This is a genomic window from Winogradskyella sp., assembly GCF_016744625.1.
Taxonomy (GTDB): Bacteria; Bacteroidota; Bacteroidia; order Flavobacteriales; family Flavobacteriaceae; genus Winogradskyella.
The window spans coordinates 59,716-79,772 of sequence record NZ_JADGDZ010000001.1 but is presented as its reverse complement, the minus strand read 5'-3'; the positions used below and the strand labels follow the sequence as shown (position 1 = coordinate 79,772).

The window sequence follows — 20,057 nt, the reverse complement described above, 5'->3', positions numbered from 1 at the left end:
TGTGTCTAAATAATAAGAGTTAGAAATAAGCCTTTATTCTGAAAATTAGTAGGAAAAAAGATGAATTTTCGCCAACTTTACTAGAGATTAACTTTAAATCAAATATATAATTAGGGGACTATTTTCTTTTATTAAAAATGCCGGAGCAAAAGTTTTCGGAATCGGAAAAACAACAGAAGAAGAAGAAGCAGAAGCAAGAGCAAAAGCTGAGGTTGCAGAACTTAAACTAGAAGAAGCTGCTGCTAGAAATCTAGAAGAAACAATTAACGGTTTACAATTGCAGGTAGAAAACTTATGTGTATTTGTAGATGATGATATGGCAAAAGTTTCTGGTATGGCTTATGACCAAGCTACGAAAGAAAAAGTAATCTTAGTTGTTGGTAATACTGCAGGTATTGCAACTGTTGATGATGAAATGACAGTTGAGCATATTGTACCAGAATCACAATTTCATACAGTGGCTAGTGGAGATACTTTAGGGAAAATCGCAAAGCACTACTACGGAAACGCGATGAAGTATCCTGAAATTTTTGAGGCAAACAAACCAATGCTTACAGATCCTGATAAGATTTATCCAGGGCAAGTGTTACGTATTCCTCACTTAGATTAAGTACTTAATTTAGATGTAGAACAAAAAACCAGCGAAGTCAACTTCGCTGGTTTTTTGTTTTTTAATATCCTGTTCTTTATAGAAGAATATATTTAGTTAATTAAGGATGCTATAAGCTCTTCAATACAACTTCTAAATCTTCATAATCATAAGGTTTAGCCATAATGATTTTAGATGTACTTAAAAGAAAGTACATTGGTGTCGCAGCTACTCCATAAGTTTTTACAATTGGGTTATCCCATTTACCTAAACCAATCACGTGTGTAAAGTTGGGATAGTTTTTAATTTCTTCAGACCATTTTTTATTGTCTTTTTCTAAAGCATAAGCGACCACTTTTAGATTTGGGTTGTTAGCTACCATGTCTTTTACTTTTGGGAGTTCAGTTAAGCAATGTCCACAACCGCTGCTCCAAAAAATAACAAGATAGTTCTCTGCTCCTTCTAGTTGATGCAAACTTGTTTTTTTGTTCTCTAAAAGGATATCAAAATCTGGTGCTTTGGTCCCAATAGAAGTGTTTTTATAAGATGTAATGGTTTCTGCTAAGACTTTGTTATTTGTTGCATTCGCTAAGTCTAATAAGTGCTTTTCTGTAACATAGTTTGCTAAATCATGGTTCTCTAAAGTTACAAAGCGTTGCCAAACAATTTCTAAAAGACTGGTTTTAATAATTAAGTCATCATTGCTAATCGCAGCAGCAATATCATCTACATGTTTTTTATAAGTTGCATCACTTGGGTTTTCTACAATATTAAATACATAAGCTGTTACACGATCTACTAAAAATGAAGAGCTTTGTAATAAATAGTTACTAAAATCTATTTGACTTAGGTATTGCTTTTTTAGATTTTTAGAATACGTGCTAATGTCTTCATATTCTATTGGAATATAAGGTCTATTTGCTGTAATAAATGCTGACACCAATTTTCCATTAGCGGATTCCTCATAAGCCAATTGGGTGTCTTTTAAAACCTTAAAAATAGAGTTGAAACCTTTTTTGTCTATCGTCTCTTTAGAATAATAATTACTTATGGTTTGGTTGACCATGTCCATGCTTTTTAGATACGAATTCCAAAGTTTGTTTTCTTCGGATTCAGTAAAATCAACACCTTTTTCGTAATTAAAATTAAAGGCAACCGTTTCTTTTCCGTCGTAGATAAAATCAAAATTGTTTTCCTCTGGAGGAATCGCATACACAATCTTATAAATACCTGGCGTTACTGTAGAATCTATAGGAATTTTAAAATTCCCTAAACTATCTAATTTCCCTCTATTGACATAGTTTGCTCCTTGTGGTGTGGCTTGATACAGAAAAGCATATGAAAAATCTTCTGCTGGTGAAAAGTTTCCTTTTACAGTTTGAGAAAACCCTAGAAAAGGGATTACGAATAGAACGAAGATGATTTTTTTCATTTTATATGTTTTTATACGCACAATGACTTCAATAATTAAGCCATTATTTTGTTTTAGATCTAATACTTTCAATAACGACTGTAGTCAATATTAAAGCACCTCCAGCAAATGTATGTATTGTTGGTATTTCATTCAAGAAAAAATACGCAATTATAATTCCGAAAACGGGTTGTGTACTTCCTATAATGCTGGCCGTACTTGCTTTAAAATATTTAAGACTATTTACAAACAAGGTGTGTCCAATAGCTGTAGTGAATAAAGCTAGTAAAATTACATAAGGATATTGTGTTGTAATGTTAGATGTACTTTTAAAGTATAATATTGGTGTCAAGATAACAGACAATATCGCTACTTGGTAAAACATGAGCATTGTACCGTTGTATTGTACTACTTGTCCTTTAAGAATTAGAATTCTTAAAGCATAACATAAAGCCGAAAGTAGACCAAACAAAACTCCTTGCAATTGACTGCTTTCTAAATCAAAATCCGGAGCTAAAAAATAAATACCAATAAGGACCAGAATTCCCAATACGATATGAATAGGATCAAATTTTGTTTTTGAAAATAAAGGTTCTAATAAGGCTATAATTACAGGAAATGTAAAAAGCGAAAGCATACCAATTGCTACATTAGATAACTTTAAGGCGTAGAAATAAGTAATCCAATGGGCTCCAATTAATGCAGCAGCTATAACGAATGTCCAACGATCTTTATTACTATTGATTTTGAGATTAATTCCTTTATAAAGACAGAATACCAATAAAAATAGAGTAGCCAGTATAGAACGCCACCAAATAATAACTGGAGTTGGCATATCTATAAATTTACCTAATGCTCCTGAAGTACTAATGAAGATTGTAGCTACTGTAAGCCACAAGAGGTGATTTAAATGACTTTTTTCATTCATTTAATATTAGATAGTGCAGCAAATGCTTGTTTAGTAGATTTAATGTTTTCGAATGTAATGAGTAATCGCAATCCATTTCGGGTTTTCTTCTCCTTCATTTTACATTTACCAGCATTCATTTGAACAAATTGTAATACTTTAGAAAAGTCATCACTTTGATAAAAAGCACTTTGCTGATCTTGAATAAAATAGCCAATCAATTTACCTTGTTTCATAATGAGTTTTTCAACTCCCATTTTAGTAGCGATCCACTTCAGTCTTACACTATCTAATAAATCTGAAACTTGTGTTGGTAATTCACCAAAACGGTCAATAATTTCAGTTTCAAATATTGCTAGTTCTTCTTCAGTTTTTAATTCGTTTAATTTGGTATAAAGAATCAAACGTTCTGTAATATTATTAACGTAATCATCTGGAAAAAGTAATTCAAAATCAGTATCAATGGTAATATCCTTAACATATTGTTTTGGCTTTCCGTCGTCCTTATATAAATCAGAGAATTCAGATTCCTTCAATTCTTCAATCGCTTCATTTAATATTTTCTGATATGTATCGAAACCAATATCATTTATGAATCCACTTTGTTCTCCACCAAGCAAATCTCCTGCTCCGCGAATCTCTAAATCTTTCATAGCAATATTAAATCCGCTACCCAACTCTGTAAATTGTTCTAAGGCCGTGATACGTTTGCGAGCATCTGTTGTCATTGCAGAATACTCTGGAGTAATAAAATAACAAAAAGCCTTCTTGTTACTTCGACCAACACGTCCGCGCATTTGATGTAAGTCACTTAACCCAAAATTATTCGCGTTATTAATGAAGATGGTATTTGCATTTGGGACATCTAATCCACTTTCTACAATGGTCGTACTTACTAAAACATCAAACTCACCATTCATAAAAGCGAGCATTAAATGTTCTAGTTTTTTGCCATCAAGTTGTCCATGACCAATGCCAATTTTTGCATCTGGCACTAAACGTTGAATCATACCAGCAACTTCCTTAATGTTTTCAATTCGGTTGTGAATAAAGAAGACTTGTCCGCCACGTTGAATTTCGTAACTCACAGCATCTCTAATAGCTTCTTCGTTAAAACGAATGACATGACTTTCTATAGGATATCGATTTGGTGGAGCAGTTGTGATGACTGATAAATCTCTAGCAGCCATTAAACTAAATTGAAGCGTTCTTGGTATTGGAGTTGCGGTTAATGTTAATACATCAACATTTTCTTTTATAGTTTTTAGTCTTTCTTTTACTGCAACTCCAAATTTTTGTTCTTCGTCAACAATAAGCAAACCTAAATCCTTAAATTTCACATTTTTATTGGCGAGTTGATGTGTGCCAATAATGATATCTACTCGTCCTTTTTCTAGACCTTCTAATGTTTCGCGCTTCTCCTTTGCAGTTCTAAAACGATTAACATAATCTACCGTTACAGGAAAGTCTTTTAAACGTTCTTTAAATGTACGTGAATGTTGATAGGCAAGAATGGTTGTTGGTACTAAGACTGCAACTTGTTTACCGTTATCTACGGCTTTAAAAGCGGCTCTTATGGCAACTTCTGTTTTACCAAAACCTACATCACCACAAACCAAACGATCCATAGGTCGCTCACTTTCCATATCTGCTTTTATATCTGCAGTAGAAGAGATTTGATCTGGTGTGTCTTCATATACAAAAGAAGCTTCTAACTCATGTTGCATATAACTGTCTGGCGCATATTGAAAGCCTTTTTTAAGCTTACGCTTTGCGTACAACTTAATAAGATTAAAAGCAATTTCCTTAACACGCGACTTGGTTTTTTGCTTTAAGGTTTTCCAAGCTTTACTTCCTAATTTATAGACTTTAGGAGGCTTTCCGTCTTTACCATTAAACTTGGTGATTTTATGTAATGAATGAATGCTCAAATACAAGACATCGCGTTCACCATAAACGAGTTTAATGGCTTCTTGCTTTTTACCTTCAACATCAATTTTTTGAAGGCCGCCAAATCTTCCTATACCATGATCGATATGAGTGACGTAATCACCCACTTCTAAATTAGTCAGTTCCTTTAAAGTAATGGCTTGCTTTTTAGCATAACCATTTTTGAGATGGAATTTATGATAACGATCAAAAATTTGATGATCTGTATAAACGGCAATTTTGTGCTCAGTATCTATAAAACCTTGATAAAGCGAAAGTACAACGGTTTTATAATGAATTTCCTCTTGTTCGGCATCATCAAAAATATCATGAAAACGTTTGGCTTGTTGATCACTTACACATGCAATATAATTGGTAATACCATTTGTATGGTTTTTATTTAAATCTTCAATTAATAAATTGAATTGCTTATTAAATGCTGGCTGAGGTTCAGTGTTGAAGGTTATTACGTCATTGCGAGGAACTTGTGACATGGCAATCTCTTTGTTAGAAACAGATTGCTTCACTTCGTTCGCAATGACATTTACAAATAAAGAATTAGACCCAAACTCAACCAAACTATACTCTAAAAACTGACGTTTTAATAGTTCAGAATTACAAAACAACTCATCAGGAGACGCATGTTGTATTTCTTTAGATAGTGCATTGAAAGCCTCAACGGCTTTTCCATAAAACTCATCAATTCTCGAAAATAAAAGCGGTGTATTTTTAGCAAAGACAACAGTTTTATTAGAAATATATTTTAAAAAGCTTTCACGCTGTTCAGCAATTAATTTATTGGCTACATTAGGAATAATGCTAACCTTTTTAATGCGCTCAGTTGATAGTTGTGTTTCTACATCGAAGGTTCTAATACTATCAACTTCATCACCAAAAAACTCTATTCTGTAAGGTTCGTCGTGCGAAAAAGAAAATACATCTACGATTCCTCCTCTTACTGAAAAATCACCTGGTTCTGTAACAAAATCGACACGTTTAAATTTATATTCAAACAACACTTCATTTACAAAGTCGATGCTGAGTTCGTTACCAATAGAAATTTTAAGTGTATTCTTTTCGAGTTCCTTTTTTGTAACTACTTTTTCAAAAAGAGCATCAGGATAAGTAACAATGATGCATGGCTTTTTACGAGAGTTAATTCGGTTTAGAACTTCGGCACGCAATAAAACATTAGCATTATTAGTCTCTTCAATTTGATATGGTCTGCGATAACTTCCAGGATAAAACAATACATCTTTATCGTTGATGAGTTGTTCTAAATCATTAAGGTAATAAGCGGCTTCTTCTTTGTCATCAAAAACGACTAAAAATGGTTTGTCAGCTGTTTTAAAACTTTCAGAAAGAACTATCGAAAAAGAAGAACCAACGAGACCTTTTAAATGGACGTTTGTTTCAGTTTGGGCAATAGAATTTTTCAGATTTTGCAGTTGCAAAGTCTGTAAATAGGTTTGGGAAATGAAGGCTTTACTCAAGTTCCTTTATTTGAAGGTGCAAATATATAATTTTTGAAGTGTTATTAATTGAAATAATCTATTATTAGATTTATATTTGTGCCTACATAAAAACAATATATATGTCATTTTCAGATTTATTCGAAAGCGGATTTAAAAAGCGTAATGAAGATCATTTTGCAGCTATAGTAAGAATTGCTATGAGCGACGGAATTATTAATGAAGCTGAACAGGCGTTTTTAGATCGTTTAGCAACACGATTAGATATTACAGAACGCGAGTACAAAGAGATTCTTAAAGATTATAAAGGTCACCCAATAAATGCACCAATTTCATACGATTTGCGTTTAGAACGTTTATATGATTTAGCGCGTATGGTTTGGGCAGATCATATTGAGGGGCCTAAGCAAGTAACTTTATTAGAAAAACTATGTATTGGATTAGGTTTTAACCAAGACAATGTAAAATACATTGCAGATAAAGCTTTGACTTTAGTGCATTATGAAGTAGATGTAGATGAGTTTACTGATAAAATGAAAAAAATGAATCAGTAATAGATTCTAAATTATAATTAAAAAGCGAACATTTCTGTTCGCTTTTTTTATGTTTTGAGATTTTACAAGATTTGTCATTCTGTTCTAAAACTTTTAGATTCTGAAATGAATTTAGAATAACAAACTAGAGACTTTTTAAAGTAGTATTTTTACGCGTTGCGCATAAACTCTTCGGCTTTTTCTACCATATTCTTACTACCACAAATAAATGGCACGCGTTGGTGCAGTTCTGTAGGTTCTACATCCATAATGCGTATAAATCCGTCACTTGCTCTTCCATTAGCTTGTTCTGCAATAAAAGCCATAGGATTACATTCGTATAATAAACGAAGTTTACCGTTAGAATTTTTAGAACTTTTAGGATACATGTATATACCTCCTTTAATCATGTTTCTATGAAAGTCAGAGACTAAAGAACCAATATAACGAGATGTATATGGTCTATTATCTTCTTCCATTTGACAGTATTTTATATAGTCTTTAATACCTCTAGGAAAATGGATATAATTTCCTTCATTTACAGAATATATATTTCCATCTTCTGGAAACTGCATATCAGGATGTGATAAATAAAACGAACCAATTGCTGGGTTTAATGTAAAACCATTAACGCCATCTCCAGTTGTATAAACTAGCATTGTGGAGGTTCCGTAAACGACATAACCAGCAGCAACTTGTTGATTTCCTTTTTGTAAAAAATCGTCAATTGTAACAGGTGTTCCTACAGGAGTTACTCTTCTATAAACCGAAAAAATTGTACCAACAGAAACGTTTACATCGATATTAGAAGAACCGTCTAAGGGATCAATTAAAACCACATATTTGTTCTGATGATTTTCATCTTGACTATTAATTGCAATAAAATCATCCTCTTCTTCACTAGCAATACCACAAACAATATTTCTTTTTGTCATGGTTTGTATAAACTTATCATTAGCGTATACATCTAATTTTTGCTGATCTTCTCCTTGAATATTAGTATCACCTGCAGCGCCAATAATATCTACTAATCCGGCTTTGTTTACTTCGTGGTTGACCACTTTAGCAGCTAAACGGATTGAATTTATAAGTCGAGAGAGTTCACCAGAAGTGTATTTAAAAGAAGATTGATTTTCAATAATAAATTCACCTAAAGTTTGATTGCGTTGCGACATGAAGTACGATATTGATTAGTTGGCACAAATATCGCATTTTTTAACAAACTATAACGTTTTCGTACTTTAAATAAGTTGTTATATAGGGCGAGTTTAGATTATATTTGATTTCTTTTTTAAATCGAATATGAATCAACCAAGATTAGCAGTTAAGCAAGATATGTCAAGAGTTTTAGAACTTATCCAAGAATTGGCAACTTTTGAGAAGGAAACCGATGCTGTAGAAGTCACGCTTTCTGATTTAGAAAAAGACGGTTTTTGCAACAATCCTAAGTTTGTCTGTTTTGTACTAGAAGTTGATGACTTTGTAGAAGGAATAGCGCTAGTATATAAAAGATACTCTACTTGGAAGCGTGAAGTTTTGCATTTAGAAGACCTTATTGTGAGTGAAAAATTTAGAGGCAAAGGATTAGGAACAAAACTTTTAGATACTGTTATTTCTTATGGAAAAGAAATAGGAGTAAAACGAGTAAGTTGGGAAGTATTAGATTGGAATGAACCAGCCATAAAGTTCTATGAAAGTAAAGGCGCTAATGTAATGCGCGATTGGGATGTAGTACACTTAGATGAAAGCGGAATTGAAAATTATTTAAAAAATATATAATGCGAGTTTACAAATTTGGTGGTGCGTCTGTAAAAGATGCTGAAGGTGTAAAAAATTTAGCAACGGTTTTAAAAACCACAGGATATGATAATACCTTAGTGATAGCTTCTGCAATGGGAAAAACCACTAACAGAATGGAATTGGTGATTAAAAACTATTTTGAAAATAAAACTGAGTTACAAAGTGCTATTCATGAAGTAATAAAATGCCATAATGATATACTATTAGATTTATTTGAAAATAAGCGTCATCAAGTTTTTACAGATGTTAAACTGCTTTTTGATGAGCTTAATTTGTTTTTTAAAAGTAACAAATCACCAGATTATAACTTTGTTTATGACCAGACTATTGGTTTTGGCGAATTAATTTCGACTACAATTATTAGTCATTACCTTAATGAAATAGGATTAAAAAATAATTGGATTGATGTAAGGGAATTTATAAAAACGGATAATTATTATCGACGTTCTAATGTTAATTGGGAGCAGACACAAGAGAACATTGCGTCAAATTTTAACACATCGATTCTTAATATTACGCAAGGATTTCTAGGCAGTGATGCGAATAATTTTACAACAACTTTGGGTAGAGAAGGTAGTGATTATACAGCTGCTATTTTTGCTTATTGTTTAAATGCCAACAATGTTACTATTTGGAAAGATGTACCAGGAGTACTAAATGCAGATCCACGTTATTTTGAAAACGCAAAGTTGTTGCATCAGATTTCATATAGAGAAGCCATTGAGTTGGCATTTTATGGAGCTTCTGTAATTCACCCAAAAACACTTCAACCATTGCAGAGAAAAGAAATTCCTTTGTATGTAAAATCGTTTTTAAATCCTACAGCAGATGGGACTTGTGTAAGTAAAGGTAAAGCTCTAGAGCCAGAAATTCCATGTTTTATAGTGAAGAAAAATCAGATTTTAATTTCCTTGTCATCTTTAGATTTTTCTTATATAATGGAAGAGAATATAAGTGAAATTTTTAGCTTACTACATTTATATAAAATGAAGGTTGATGTTATTCAGAATTCTGCAATTAGCTTTTCAGTATGTATAGATAATTTGTATAATAATCTCGAAAAATTGCTACAGCATTTAAAAGCAAAATTCAATGTAACATGTCACGATAATGTGAGTCTTTATACTATTAGGCATTATAACGACGTTGCAATAAAAGAACTTGAAAAAGATAAAATTGTGTTATTGAAGCAGTTAACGCAAGGAACGGTTCAAGTTGTCACCAAATAAAAACCTTAAAAGCAATTTTGTAAGGTATTATTTTAAATTAATGTTTAATATTTTGATGTCGCATTGAAATATTCAAACCTCGCTTAGCGAGTAAATAGTTGTTATATTTGTTTTATGGGGAAATCATCTGATACTGGATTAGTAACCGCTAAAGAAGTCGCTAAGGCAATCCATGCTGATAAGTACGGTTTCTTAGGTACTTTTTTTGGTTGGATATTGATGAAAGTCCTTAAAATCTCTACACTCAACAAAATCTACAATCGTAACAAGCACCTTAATAATCTTGAGTTTTTAGATGGCATTTTGGATGAATTTCAGATTAAATTTGAAATTCCTGAAGCAGATATGAAACGCTTACCTAAAGAAGGACCTTATATTACGATTTCTAATCACCCTCTAGGTGGTATTGATGGTATTTTATTATTAAAGTTGATGATAGAACAGCGCAGTGATTTTAAAATTATTGCTAATTTCCTATTACATCGTATAGAGCCATTGAAGCCTTATATAATGCCAGTGAATCCTTTTGAAGACAGAAAGGATGTGAAAAGTAGCATTGCTGGTTTTAAAAATGCCATATTACATTTAAGAGAAGGGCATCCATTGGGTGTTTTTCCGGCTGGTGAAGTTTCTACGTATAAAGATGGAAAGTTAGTTGTAGATAAAGAATGGGAAGAAGCCGCTATGAAGCTAATTCAAAAGGCTAATGTTCCTGTTGTTCCTATTTATTTTCATGCCAAAAACAGTCGATTATTTTACAGACTCTCTAAATTAAGCGATACGCTGAGAACAGCAAAGTTACCGTCGGAATTACTAACTCAAAAACGTCGCATTATTAAGGTTAGAGTTGGTAAGCCTATCTCTGTAAAAGCTCAAAAAGAACATCCAAGTCTTTCAGATTTCTCAGAATTTCTGAGGATAAAAACGTACATGTTATCTAAGACTTTTGAGGATAAGCCAAAGATTTTAGATAATCTTCAATCTCAATTAAAAGTACCTAAACCGCCAAAGCGTATAGTAACTCCTATTGATCCTGAGGTTATGATTGCTGAGGTAGAGGCTTTGAAAGTAAAAGACTGTAAACTTTTAACGAGTAAAAATTATGAGGTTTATTTAGCTGCTGCTGAAGATATGCCTAATATTTTGCGAGAGGTTGGTAGGCTTAGAGAGATTACATTTAGAGAAGTTGGTGAAGGCACTAACGAGGCTATAGATTTAGATAAGTTTGACACCTATTATCATCACATGTTTTTATGGGATAACGATAAGAAAGTATTGGCTGGCGCTTACAGGATGGGATTAGGTTCTAAAATTTTTGAACGTTTTGGCATCGATGGATTTTATCTTCAAGACTTGTTTCGTTTTGAACCTGAACTCTATAAAATGATGAGTCAATCTTTAGAGTTAGGAAGGGCTTTTATTATTAAAGAATATCAGCAAAAACCAATGCCACTCTTTTTACTTTGGAAAGGTATTGTACATACCACTTTGCGCTATCCTGAGCATAAATTCTTAATAGGTGGAGTAAGTATCAGTAATCAGTTTTCAAATTTTTCTAAGAGTTTGATGATTGAGTTTATGAAATCACATTATTACGATCCGTATGTGGCGCAATATGTACATCCTAAAAAGGAGTTTAAGGTAAAGCTTAAAGATGCAGATAAAGACTTTGTATTCGATGCTACAGAAGCTGACCTAAATAAATTTGACAAGATTATTGATGAAGTTGAGCCAGGTGCTTTACGTCTTCCTGTTTTACTCAAAAAGTACATTAAGCAAAATTGCAAACTTATTGGTTTTAATGTAGATCCTTTATTCAATAATGCGGTAGATGGGCTAATGTATATTAAAATTGCCGATCTTCCAGAAAGTACAGTAAGACCTGTAATGGAAGAATTCCAAGCCGAATTAGAGCGCAAATTCATGGATAATCATGAGGATAAGTAGAGTTTGTATTCTAAGTCTAATTTTACCTTTATTTTGTATTTCGCAAACTTTTTCTGGACGTGTAATTGATAAAATGACACAGCAACCAATTGAAACTGCTGCTGTTTATTTTGATAATACAACAATAGGAACCACAACAAACGAAAAAGGCGAATTTGCAATCACCTATACAGATGCTGTTCAGTCTTCTTTAGTGATTTCTTACTTAGGTTATCAAGTGATTTTAATACCTGATTATAGGACTAGAAATAATATCATCATAGAACTTGTTGAAGCAAATGTCGCATTAGATGAAGTTTATATAGAATACGATGATGGACTAACTCGAAGGCAAAAGCTACGATTATTTAGAAAAGAGTTTTTAGGCATCTCTAAGTTTGGTAAATCTTGCAAAATATTAAATGAAGAGGATTTAATATTAAAATATGATAAGCAAAACAAGGCACTGTATGTAAGCTCTAAAGTAACTGTTAAAGTAAAAAATAAAGCTTTGAGGTATGAGATTGCTTATAATATGATAGATTTTGAAGTCAATTATCGTCATGTGGATGTAGCAACAAGAACATTTATACCAAATTCAGTAACCTATATAGGAACGTCATTCTATAAAAATATAAAAGGATCTGAAAAAAATAAAATTATTGAGAATAGAGAATTAGCTTATAGAGGTTCTGTACAACATTTTATGCGTTCATTGTTTAATGCAAATATTAGAAATGAAGGCTATGAGATCTACCATAAGAGATTTAGAGTTGAAGAATGGGATCATTTCACAGTAGAAGACATAAAGGATTCTGACTTTAAAAAAGTAATTTTAAGTGATAAGGTTGCCATTTTATATAACAACAAATTTCAATCGGGATTACAATTAGAGATTGATGAGTTTCTTGTGGATACTTATGGCAATTATACACCAATTATAGGTGTGTATTTTAGTGGAGCTATGGGAAGTCAGCGTGTTGGTGATTCTTTGCCTTCGGATTATGGGCTTAATAATTAATGAAATTGTAAAAAACAAAAAACCCAGAATGTGAGTTCTGGGTTTTAATAATTAAAATCTTTTATTTTTTTTAGAACCAAGGTTTTTTACCAGCTTGGTAAGTATTGTAAAATTCTTCATCCGATTTTGTTAAATAAATAATGCCTTCAACAAGTCCAATAATCATTGGTATGTAGATAGTAAAAGCACCGATAATTACACATGTGAGAGGAATAGACAAGAGGAAAATTCCAAGAAGAATAAACCCTTCTTTATTGTAACCTAGAATAAATTTATGTACTCCAGCCCAGCCTAATATAATACCTAAAACACCTGCTAAAACTTTTTTATTATCACCAGAAGCACTGTTAAAAGCTTCTTTAGCATTATCTACAAATTCAGTAGCCGTTTCTTTAGCATCTTCAGCAAACTCAGCGGCTTTTTCTTTAGCTTCACCTGCAAGTTCTTTAGCGTCATCTGCTAATTCACTTGCTTTTTCGCTGACTTTATCTGCTGCTTTTTTTGTTCCTTCTTTAGCATCACCTAACATATCGTTAAGATCATCGCCTAAATCTTTATTGTCGTCTGACATCTTTTTGTCGTTTTGGTTAGAACTTTAAAGTTAATAAAAATGCTCGAAATGCTTTTATTTCTTTCCGAATAACTTTTGAAAAAAGCCTTTAGTTTTTTCTTTTGCTTCAGTATAAGTTTCCTTAGCATCTTCTGCTAAATCCTCTAATTTGTCTTCGGCAGCATCAGTAAATTCAGAAGCCTTTTCTTTTGCTTCATCTGCAAATTCACTCAATTTTTCACTAGCTTCTTCAGCAAACTCTTGGGCTTTTTCTTTTGCTTCAGTATAAGTTTCCTTAGCATCTTCTGCTAAATGCGACGCCTTTTCCTTAGCAGCATCTGCAAATTCAGTTGCTTTTTCTTTTGCGTTGCCCAACATTTCTTTAGCATCTTCATTAATAAACTCTGTCGCCTTATCTTTTACATTACCTAAAACTTCTTTAGCGTCATTGGCTAATTCACTAGCTTTCTCTTTTGCGGTATCGAAAGCTTCAGAAGCATTTTCTTTTAAGGTATCAGCTTTATCTGTAATGGCATCTGCAGAATCAGTTACGGCTTCTGCAGTGTGTTCTACCGCGTTTGTTGTTTCTTCTTCTAAGTTATTGTTGTCTTCAGTCATGAAATAAGTATTTAATTATATGTATAAAAATAGTGCAATTAGTTACAGTATTATAAAAAGGCCTTGTCCATAGGTTCCCAAAGTTCTATTTTGTTGCCATCGTTATCGAGTATCCAGCCAAACTTACCGTAATCGTATTCTTCCATTTCTCCTACTATTGTGACACCTTCTTCTTTTAAAGTCACTAGTAATTCCTTTAAGTTTTCAACACGATAGTTAAACATAAAGTCTTTTTTCGAAGGCTCATAATATTTAGTATCTTCAGCAAACGGACTCCATTGTGTTGAGCAGTCCTTCCCTTCTTTATCTTTCCACCAAAAGGTGCATCCATAATCATCTGTGTTAAAACCTAGATGTTTTTTATACCAGTCTTTTGAAGCTTTTGGATCTTTGGTTTTAAAAAATAAGCCTCCTATTCCTGTAACTCGTTTTTTCATAAACTTTATTTTTTTAATGCGTTTTCATAAATACCTATCCATTCTTCAACAGACATTTTACTCATAAGCTGTTCTATTAAATTATAAGGGATATCATCTATTTTTTTAAAACGCACACAGCTTTTACCCATATCTAATTTGTACTTGCAATGTTTAGGATATTCTGAAACAAACCAATCATATAATTCTTTTTTTGCATACATACCAGAATGGTATAAAGCAATAAAGTTTTTCTGTGATGCTAAATTTATAAAAGGTAAAGGCGGAAACGGTTTACAATGATAGCCAGCTGGATAAATTGATTTTGGTACATAATAAGCTAACATACCATAACCCATACCAGCTTCTAAGCCTTTTGGCATGTGCTTTTTTATAAGGTTGTTTAATTTAGTTATTGGTGCTTTTCTATCTTCTGGAAGCTGTTCGATGTATTCTTCTGGAGTTGTTGCTGCTGATGTCATAATGCTTAGTTTTTGCGTTGTAGAATTAATCCTGAAATTAAAGATATAATAAATCCTAGAATTACAACCGTTACAAACATCATTAGCGCCATAATCCAAGGACTACCATAATCTTTCATTTGTTGTGTTAATTCAGCGCTTTTCACTTTTAACTCAGCTGGAGATAAAGTGGCTTCCATTTTCTTAATTGAATATTCTATATACTCGCTTGCAAAATCAGGATTTATTTGAGTAGTGTATATATAATCAAAGATAGCAACACCAACCGCAGAAAATAAAGCAATGAGCATACCAATTCCGATTGCCTTACCCAAAGATACTTTTCCTCCATTGACTTTATCGCGATAATGTTTAATGCCGAAATAAACAAACAATAGAGAGATTATCATTGACGTATAGCCAATAAGTTCTCCGTAGTCAAAGTCAACACCCATTCCAAACATGAAGGGCAAACCAAATAATACAAAGCCACTTAATAGTGCATAAAGACCATACTTAATTACTGTGTTTTTCATTTTTATTTATGTTTTGATTAGTTTGCCAAAAGTAGGAAGAAGGAGAGATGGAAGGCTCATACTAAAGTACCAAATAGATGATACTTTAGTCGTAAAACTAAGAATTTAAATGATATTTAAGTTTTTTGAAATTTGAATTGCTTGAGTTCGTCGTTTAGCATTTAGTTTTACAAGAAGATTAGATACATGTGTTTTTATAGTGCTTTCTGAAACAAATAATTTCCCTGCAATCTCTTGATTAGATAATCCAAGAGCGACTTCTTTTAAGACTTCATATTCGCGTTTGCTTAAACCTAATTCTTCCACTTTGTTTAAATCAATTTCACGATTAGGAAGAGGTCTTTGTTTTTGAGTTCTTTTATTTATGAATAGTCCTATACCCAAAAAGGCAAGGGCAACAAATGCCATAATGTATTCGATTTGTAAGTCTCCACTTATTAGCGTGTACTTACTAAATTGGAATAATAATAGCAATGCTAATATTAGTAATCCAAAAACAAGAACGGTTTTCTTCATGTTATAAAATTAGCAAAATTTTGCTTTAATCTTATCTACTATGGTTTGGGCTAATTTGATATTGCTCTCAATGGTCCAACCAGCAACATGAGGTGTCAGTAATACGTTATCTGCATTAATAAGATATTGAAATGCTTCTGGTAAATTTGATTTTTTGCCTTTTCGCATCCATCTAAATTTAGATTCTTCTACTTTAAATAAATTCTCGAATGATGATTTCTCATATTCTAAAACGTCTAATCCAGCACCTAAAATTTTCCCAGAATCTAGAGCAGAAACTAAATCTTGAGTGATAACACTTTTTCCACGAGCAGTATTAATCAACCAAAATGATTTTTTGAAATTATTAATGAATTCTGAATTCACCATATTTAAAGTTAAAGGAGTTTGCGGTGTGTGTAAACTCAAAACATCAGCTTTCTCTTGAAGTTCTTCTAATGCGACTTGCTTACAATTTTCATCACCAACATTGCCCTTAATATCATAACAAAGCACTTCGACATCAAAACCTCTTAGTTTTTTAGCAAAGGCTTTTCCCATATTGCCATAACCAATAAGTCCAACAGTTTTTCCGTCTAATTCTAATCCACGATTAGCTTCTCGCAACCATTTACCTTGGATTACTTCTTTATCAGCTTTATTGAGTTTGTTGAATAAGGATAACAACATTCCTAAAGTATGTTCTCCAACAGCATTTCTATTGCCTTCTGGTGCAGAGATAAGATAAATGCCTTTTTCTTCTGCGTAATCACAATCGATATTTTCTAAGCCAGCACCAATACGTCCAATGAATTTTAGGTTTTTTGCTGCGTCTAGGAATTGTTTGTCAATGCTAAAACGACTTCTAATAATCATACCATCGTATTCAGCAATTTTAGCTTCAATTTCTGATTTAGGAGAGGAATAATCTTCATGATTAGTGAAGCCTAAATCGTTGAGTTGATTTATGAGTAAGGGATGATTAGAATCTAGGTGAAGGATTTTCATAATCTATTTTTAGGTTTCGACTGCGCGCTCAACCTGACAATTTATTTAGATTTTAGGATATTCAGTTTGAGTGCGCTCGTGTTTTACATTTCCTGTATGAGCGGTGTTTAGCTTTTCAAATAAAAGAACGTGTACTTCTTCATCATTTTTGGTGGTAGGGTTATGTTCAACACCTTTTGGTACAACAATAATTTCACCTTCATTAATTATTTCGGTTCTATCTCTAAACTGCATATAAAGAGTGCCTTTTATAACCTGAAATAACTCGTCTTCATTATCATGGCTATGCCAAACAAACTCACCTTTTAATTTAGCGAGAATCACTTGCATATCATCAACTACAGCAATCTGATGTGGATGCCAGTTTTTACTAAATTTTGTAAATTTTTCTTTAATGTTTAATGCTTTCATAATATAAAATTAAGTATAAAAAGATACTGAAACAAGTTCAGTATGACAAATTAGAGCGAGCATCTAAAACTTAAATTCCTAAAATCATTTTTGCTATCCAGAAGTAAATTAAGATTCCGAAGATATCATTACTTGTTGTAATAAAAGGTCCTGTTGCAATAGCGGGATCAATACCTCTTTTATTTAAAAATAGAGGGACGAATGTGCCAATAAGTCCAGCAACAATAATCACAGCAATTAAGGAAACAGAAATCGCCAAGGCTGTATAAAAATCACCTTTAGAGATCCAAACAAATAAGAATAGGAATAAGGCTAAGATTGTTCCATTAAGGGCAGCAAGTAACATCTCTTTTATTAATCTACTATTAATACTTCCTTTAACATCATCATTAGCTAAACCTTGTACAATAATGGCACTAGATTGCACACCAACGTTACCAGCCATTGCAGCAATTAGAGGTGTGAAAAAGAATAAAACAGCATATTTATTAAATGATTCTTGAAAGCCTTCCATAATAATGAAAGCTCCAACACCACCAATTAATCCGAGAAATAACCAAGGCAAACGAGCTCTAGTTAATTCTATAATACTATCATCAGCTTCTACATCTTGGGTAATACCAGCAGCCAATTGGTAATCTTTATCGGCTTCTTCTTTTAGGACATCTACAATGTCGTCAATAGTAATTCTACCTAATAAAGTTTGGTTCTCATCAACTACAGGAATGGCCTCCAAATCATATTTCGTCATCACTTTTGCAACACCTTCTGCATCGTCATTTACATTAACAAAATCGACACTGTCCTTAGCTATATCAGCAATTTTTTGTTCGCTTTTGGCAACAATTAAATCTTTTAAAGACAGGCGGCCAATTAATTTTTCTTCTTTATCGACGACATAAATAGAATGCACTCTAGTGACTTCTTTCGCTTGCCCTCTAATACGACGTAAGCAACCAGCAACGGTCCAAGTTTCGTAAACTTTAACGAGTTCTTTTGCCATAAGACCACCAGCTGTATCATCATCATAAGTAAGAAGTTCTTGAATTTCTGCTTTATGCTCTTCGTCTTCAATTTGAGAAATTACAGCTACCTGACGCTCTTCAGAAAGTTCCGAAATGATATCTGTTGCATCATCAGTATCTAACTCTTCAACTTCTTCAGCAATTTCTTTAGCGGAAAGGTTTTTAAGAATGTCTTCTCTGTCATCTTCATCTAACTCCATTAGGATGTCTGAGGTCAATTCAGAATCTAGAAGTTTAATAACATAAACTGCATCATCGAGATCTAATTCATCTAGAATTTCTGCAATATCAGCATGGTGAAATTCATTTAAAAGGACTTTGAGTTCTTGGTCGTTTTCATTTTCGACAAGAATCTCTACTTTATCAATGAGTTCATCAGTAAGCTGAAATTGTATGTTATCTTGGGTTTCTTCCACGTGATGCTTTCCGTCATTGCGAGGACGAAGGACGTGGTAATCTCTTTAATTAGAGACAGATTGCCACACTGCGTTCGCAATGACGTTGTTAGTTAATGTCATTTTCAATTAGCGACGTCAGCTCAATAAATTGAGAAACACTTAATTGCTCTGGTCGCTGCCCAAATATAGTATTTGCTTTTAAATTATCCGACAGATTGAATGTTTTTAAACTATTGCGCAATGTTTTTCTACGTTGCTGAAAGCCAGTTTTTACAACTCTAAAGAATAGTTTTTCATCGCATGGTAATTTGAAGTCGGCTTTTCTTTTTAGTAATAATACACCAGAATCTACCTTTGGTGGTGGATTAAAAACTGTTGGAGGCACTGTAAATAAATATTCGGCATCATAAAATGCCTGAGTTAGCACAGATAAAATTCCATAGACTTTAGAGCCTTCTTTAGAGCAGATACGTTTAGCAACTTCTTTTTGAAACATGCCTGAAAATTCAGGAATTTGATGCCTTAGTTCTAAAGTTTTAAATAGAATTTGAGACGATATGTTGTAAGGAAAGTTACCAATGATGGCGAAAGACTTGTCTTTAAATATTAGATTTAAATCGTATTTTAAAAAGTCTTTTTCTATGATGCGATCCGCAAGGTTGAGATAGTTGTTTTTTAGGTATTCTACAGATTCTGTGTCAATTTCAATAACATATGTTGTGGTGTTTTTTTTAAGTAAATATTTGGTTAATACTCCCATTCCTGGGCCAATTTCTAAAACATCCTTATAGCCTTCTAACGATAAACTATCCGCAATGTCTTGTGCAATAGATTCATCTTCTAAAAAATGTTGACCTAGATGTTTTTTTGCTTTTACTTGGTTATGGTTTGCCACGAATATTTGGATATTTAATTATGAATTTGCCACGCTGAACTTAAAGGGTTATCTGCCTGCATAGGAATGACAAAATTAATTGAAGTTAACGGAATACTCGTCAATAACTTCTAATTCTGTTCTAAATGCCAATGACTTGTCTGCAAAGCGTTTTAATCCATCACCTCTTAAGCGCTCCGCATCTTCTGCGTAATATGCATCTAAAGCTTCTCTAGAATTTGCTCTATATTGAATAGAATACGTATCTGTTTCATCATCTGCAACTAAGACTTTGGTCAATTTCGCTTCTTTAAATTTCCCTGTAGCTAATACTTCTGGAATGTGCTCTTTTATCCAGTTTAACCATTCTTTTTTTATGGTTTTATCTACGTTTACAGTGACGTTGTATATGATCATGTTGTGTGGAATTGGTAATATGGCAAAAGTA

The 20,057-nt window shown here is 32.8% G+C and carries 21 protein-coding genes; 6 read left to right on the top strand and 15 right to left on the bottom strand.

Annotation, left to right across the window (positions count from 1 at the left end; genetic code table 11):
* Window positions 1–109 precede the first annotated feature (109 nt).
* Window positions 110–610: a peptidoglycan-binding protein LysM gene (lysM, locus tag QZZ53_RS00305; protein WP_296380334.1), complete on the top strand. Its 501-nt coding sequence runs from the start codon at window positions 110–112 to the stop codon at window positions 608–610.
* Window positions 611–719: 109 nt separating this feature from the next.
* Here lysM and QZZ53_RS00300 read toward each other — a convergent pair whose 3' ends face one another.
* The 3 genes from QZZ53_RS00300 to mfd are packed head-to-tail and all read right to left on the bottom strand — an operon-like array spanning window position 720 to window position 6,329.
* Window positions 720–2,021 (bottom strand): thioredoxin-like domain-containing protein, encoded by a 1,302-nt coding sequence (locus QZZ53_RS00300; protein WP_296380246.1) that lies wholly within the window; start codon window positions 2,019–2,021, stop codon window positions 720–722.
* Window positions 2,022–2,064: 43 nt separating this feature from the next.
* Entirely contained in the window at window positions 2,065–2,928 is an 864-nt protein-coding gene (locus QZZ53_RS00295) for a DMT family transporter (protein ID WP_296380244.1), read from the bottom strand.
* Window positions 2,925–6,329 carry a transcription-repair coupling factor gene (gene mfd, locus QZZ53_RS00290; protein WP_296380242.1) on the bottom strand — a complete coding sequence of 1,135 codons (3,405 nt, stop codon included), beginning with the start codon at window positions 6,327–6,329 and terminating at the stop codon, window positions 2,925–2,927. Before mfd ends, QZZ53_RS00295 begins: the two co-directional genes overlap by 4 nt.
* Before the next feature lie 101 nt (window positions 6,330–6,430).
* On the opposite strand from mfd, the gene QZZ53_RS00285 reads away from it, so the two are divergent.
* Complete coding sequence (locus QZZ53_RS00285) at window positions 6,431–6,862, top strand: TerB family tellurite resistance protein (protein WP_296380240.1); 432 nt, start codon at window positions 6,431–6,433, stop codon at window positions 6,860–6,862.
* A gap of 149 nt (window positions 6,863–7,011) precedes the next feature.
* On the opposite strand, the gene fbp is transcribed toward QZZ53_RS00285, so the two are convergent.
* Window positions 7,012–8,016 (bottom strand): class 1 fructose-bisphosphatase, encoded by a 1,005-nt coding sequence (gene fbp / locus QZZ53_RS00280; RefSeq protein WP_296380237.1) that lies wholly within the window; start codon window positions 8,014–8,016, stop codon window positions 7,012–7,014.
* A gap of 127 nt (window positions 8,017–8,143) precedes the next feature.
* On the opposite strand from fbp, the gene QZZ53_RS00275 reads away from it, so the two are divergent.
* The 4 genes from QZZ53_RS00275 (at window position 8,144) to QZZ53_RS00260 (ending at window position 12,817) form a co-directional block, all read left to right on the top strand.
* Window positions 8,144–8,620: a GNAT family N-acetyltransferase gene (locus QZZ53_RS00275; protein ID WP_296380235.1), complete on the top strand. Its 477-nt coding sequence runs from the start codon at window positions 8,144–8,146 to the stop codon at window positions 8,618–8,620.
* The gene (locus tag QZZ53_RS00270; protein WP_296380233.1) at window positions 8,620–9,870 is read left to right on the top strand and encodes an aspartate kinase; all 1,251 of its coding nucleotides are present in this window, start codon (window positions 8,620–8,622) and stop codon (window positions 9,868–9,870) included. Before QZZ53_RS00275 ends, QZZ53_RS00270 begins: the two co-directional genes overlap by 1 nt.
* A gap of 114 nt (window positions 9,871–9,984) precedes the next feature.
* Window positions 9,985–11,817 carry a lysophospholipid acyltransferase family protein gene (locus QZZ53_RS00265; RefSeq protein ID WP_296380230.1) on the top strand — a complete coding sequence of 611 codons (1,833 nt, stop codon included), beginning with the start codon at window positions 9,985–9,987 and terminating at the stop codon, window positions 11,815–11,817.
* Window positions 11,804–12,817, top strand: a complete 1,014-nt coding sequence (locus tag QZZ53_RS00260; RefSeq protein ID WP_296380228.1) for a carboxypeptidase-like regulatory domain-containing protein — start codon at window positions 11,804–11,806, stop codon at window positions 12,815–12,817. The genes QZZ53_RS00265 and QZZ53_RS00260 overlap by 14 nt, the downstream gene beginning before the upstream one ends.
* Before the next feature lie 70 nt (window positions 12,818–12,887).
* On the opposite strand, the gene QZZ53_RS00255 is transcribed toward QZZ53_RS00260, so the two are convergent.
* The 11 genes from QZZ53_RS00255 to QZZ53_RS00205 form a co-directional block, all read right to left on the bottom strand.
* Window positions 12,888–13,388: an NINE protein gene (locus QZZ53_RS00255; protein WP_296380226.1), complete on the bottom strand. Its 501-nt coding sequence runs from the start codon at window positions 13,386–13,388 to the stop codon at window positions 12,888–12,890.
* A gap of 54 nt (window positions 13,389–13,442) precedes the next feature.
* Window positions 13,443–13,985, bottom strand: coding sequence for a hypothetical protein (locus QZZ53_RS00250; protein WP_296380224.1), 543 nt, complete (start codon window positions 13,983–13,985; stop codon window positions 13,443–13,445).
* A gap of 50 nt (window positions 13,986–14,035) precedes the next feature.
* Entirely contained in the window at window positions 14,036–14,422 is a 387-nt protein-coding gene (locus tag QZZ53_RS00245) for a VOC family protein (protein WP_296380222.1), read from the bottom strand.
* Between the two features lie 5 nt (window positions 14,423–14,427).
* Complete coding sequence (locus tag QZZ53_RS00240; protein WP_296380220.1) at window positions 14,428–14,883, bottom strand: DUF1801 domain-containing protein; 456 nt, start codon at window positions 14,881–14,883, stop codon at window positions 14,428–14,430.
* A 5-nt stretch (window positions 14,884–14,888) separates the two neighbouring features.
* Window positions 14,889–15,398 carry a DUF4199 domain-containing protein gene (locus QZZ53_RS00235; RefSeq protein ID WP_296380219.1) on the bottom strand — a complete coding sequence of 170 codons (510 nt, stop codon included), beginning with the start codon at window positions 15,396–15,398 and terminating at the stop codon, window positions 14,889–14,891.
* 105 nt (window positions 15,399–15,503) lie between these two features.
* The gene (locus QZZ53_RS00230) at window positions 15,504–15,914 is read right to left on the bottom strand and encodes a response regulator transcription factor (protein WP_296380218.1); all 411 of its coding nucleotides are present in this window, start codon (window positions 15,912–15,914) and stop codon (window positions 15,504–15,506) included.
* Window positions 15,915–15,923: 9 nt separating this feature from the next.
* Entirely contained in the window at window positions 15,924–16,901 is a 978-nt protein-coding gene (locus QZZ53_RS00225) for a 2-hydroxyacid dehydrogenase (protein ID WP_296380216.1), read from the bottom strand.
* 45 nt (window positions 16,902–16,946) lie between these two features.
* Window positions 16,947–17,312, bottom strand: a complete 366-nt coding sequence (locus tag QZZ53_RS00220; RefSeq protein ID WP_296380214.1) for a cupin domain-containing protein — start codon at window positions 17,310–17,312, stop codon at window positions 16,947–16,949.
* Window positions 17,313–17,382: 70 nt separating this feature from the next.
* Window positions 17,383–18,753 (bottom strand): magnesium transporter, encoded by a 1,371-nt coding sequence (gene mgtE, locus QZZ53_RS00215; protein ID WP_296380212.1) that lies wholly within the window; start codon window positions 18,751–18,753, stop codon window positions 17,383–17,385.
* 88 nt (window positions 18,754–18,841) lie between these two features.
* Window positions 18,842–19,630, bottom strand: coding sequence for a 16S rRNA (adenine(1518)-N(6)/adenine(1519)-N(6))-dimethyltransferase RsmA (gene rsmA, locus QZZ53_RS00210; RefSeq protein WP_296380210.1), 789 nt, complete (start codon window positions 19,628–19,630; stop codon window positions 18,842–18,844).
* 75 nt (window positions 19,631–19,705) lie between these two features.
* Window positions 19,706–20,026 carry a DUF4286 family protein gene (locus QZZ53_RS00205; RefSeq protein ID WP_296380208.1) on the bottom strand — a complete coding sequence of 107 codons (321 nt, stop codon included), beginning with the start codon at window positions 20,024–20,026 and terminating at the stop codon, window positions 19,706–19,708.
* Between the last annotated feature and the right edge of the window lie 31 nt (window positions 20,027–20,057).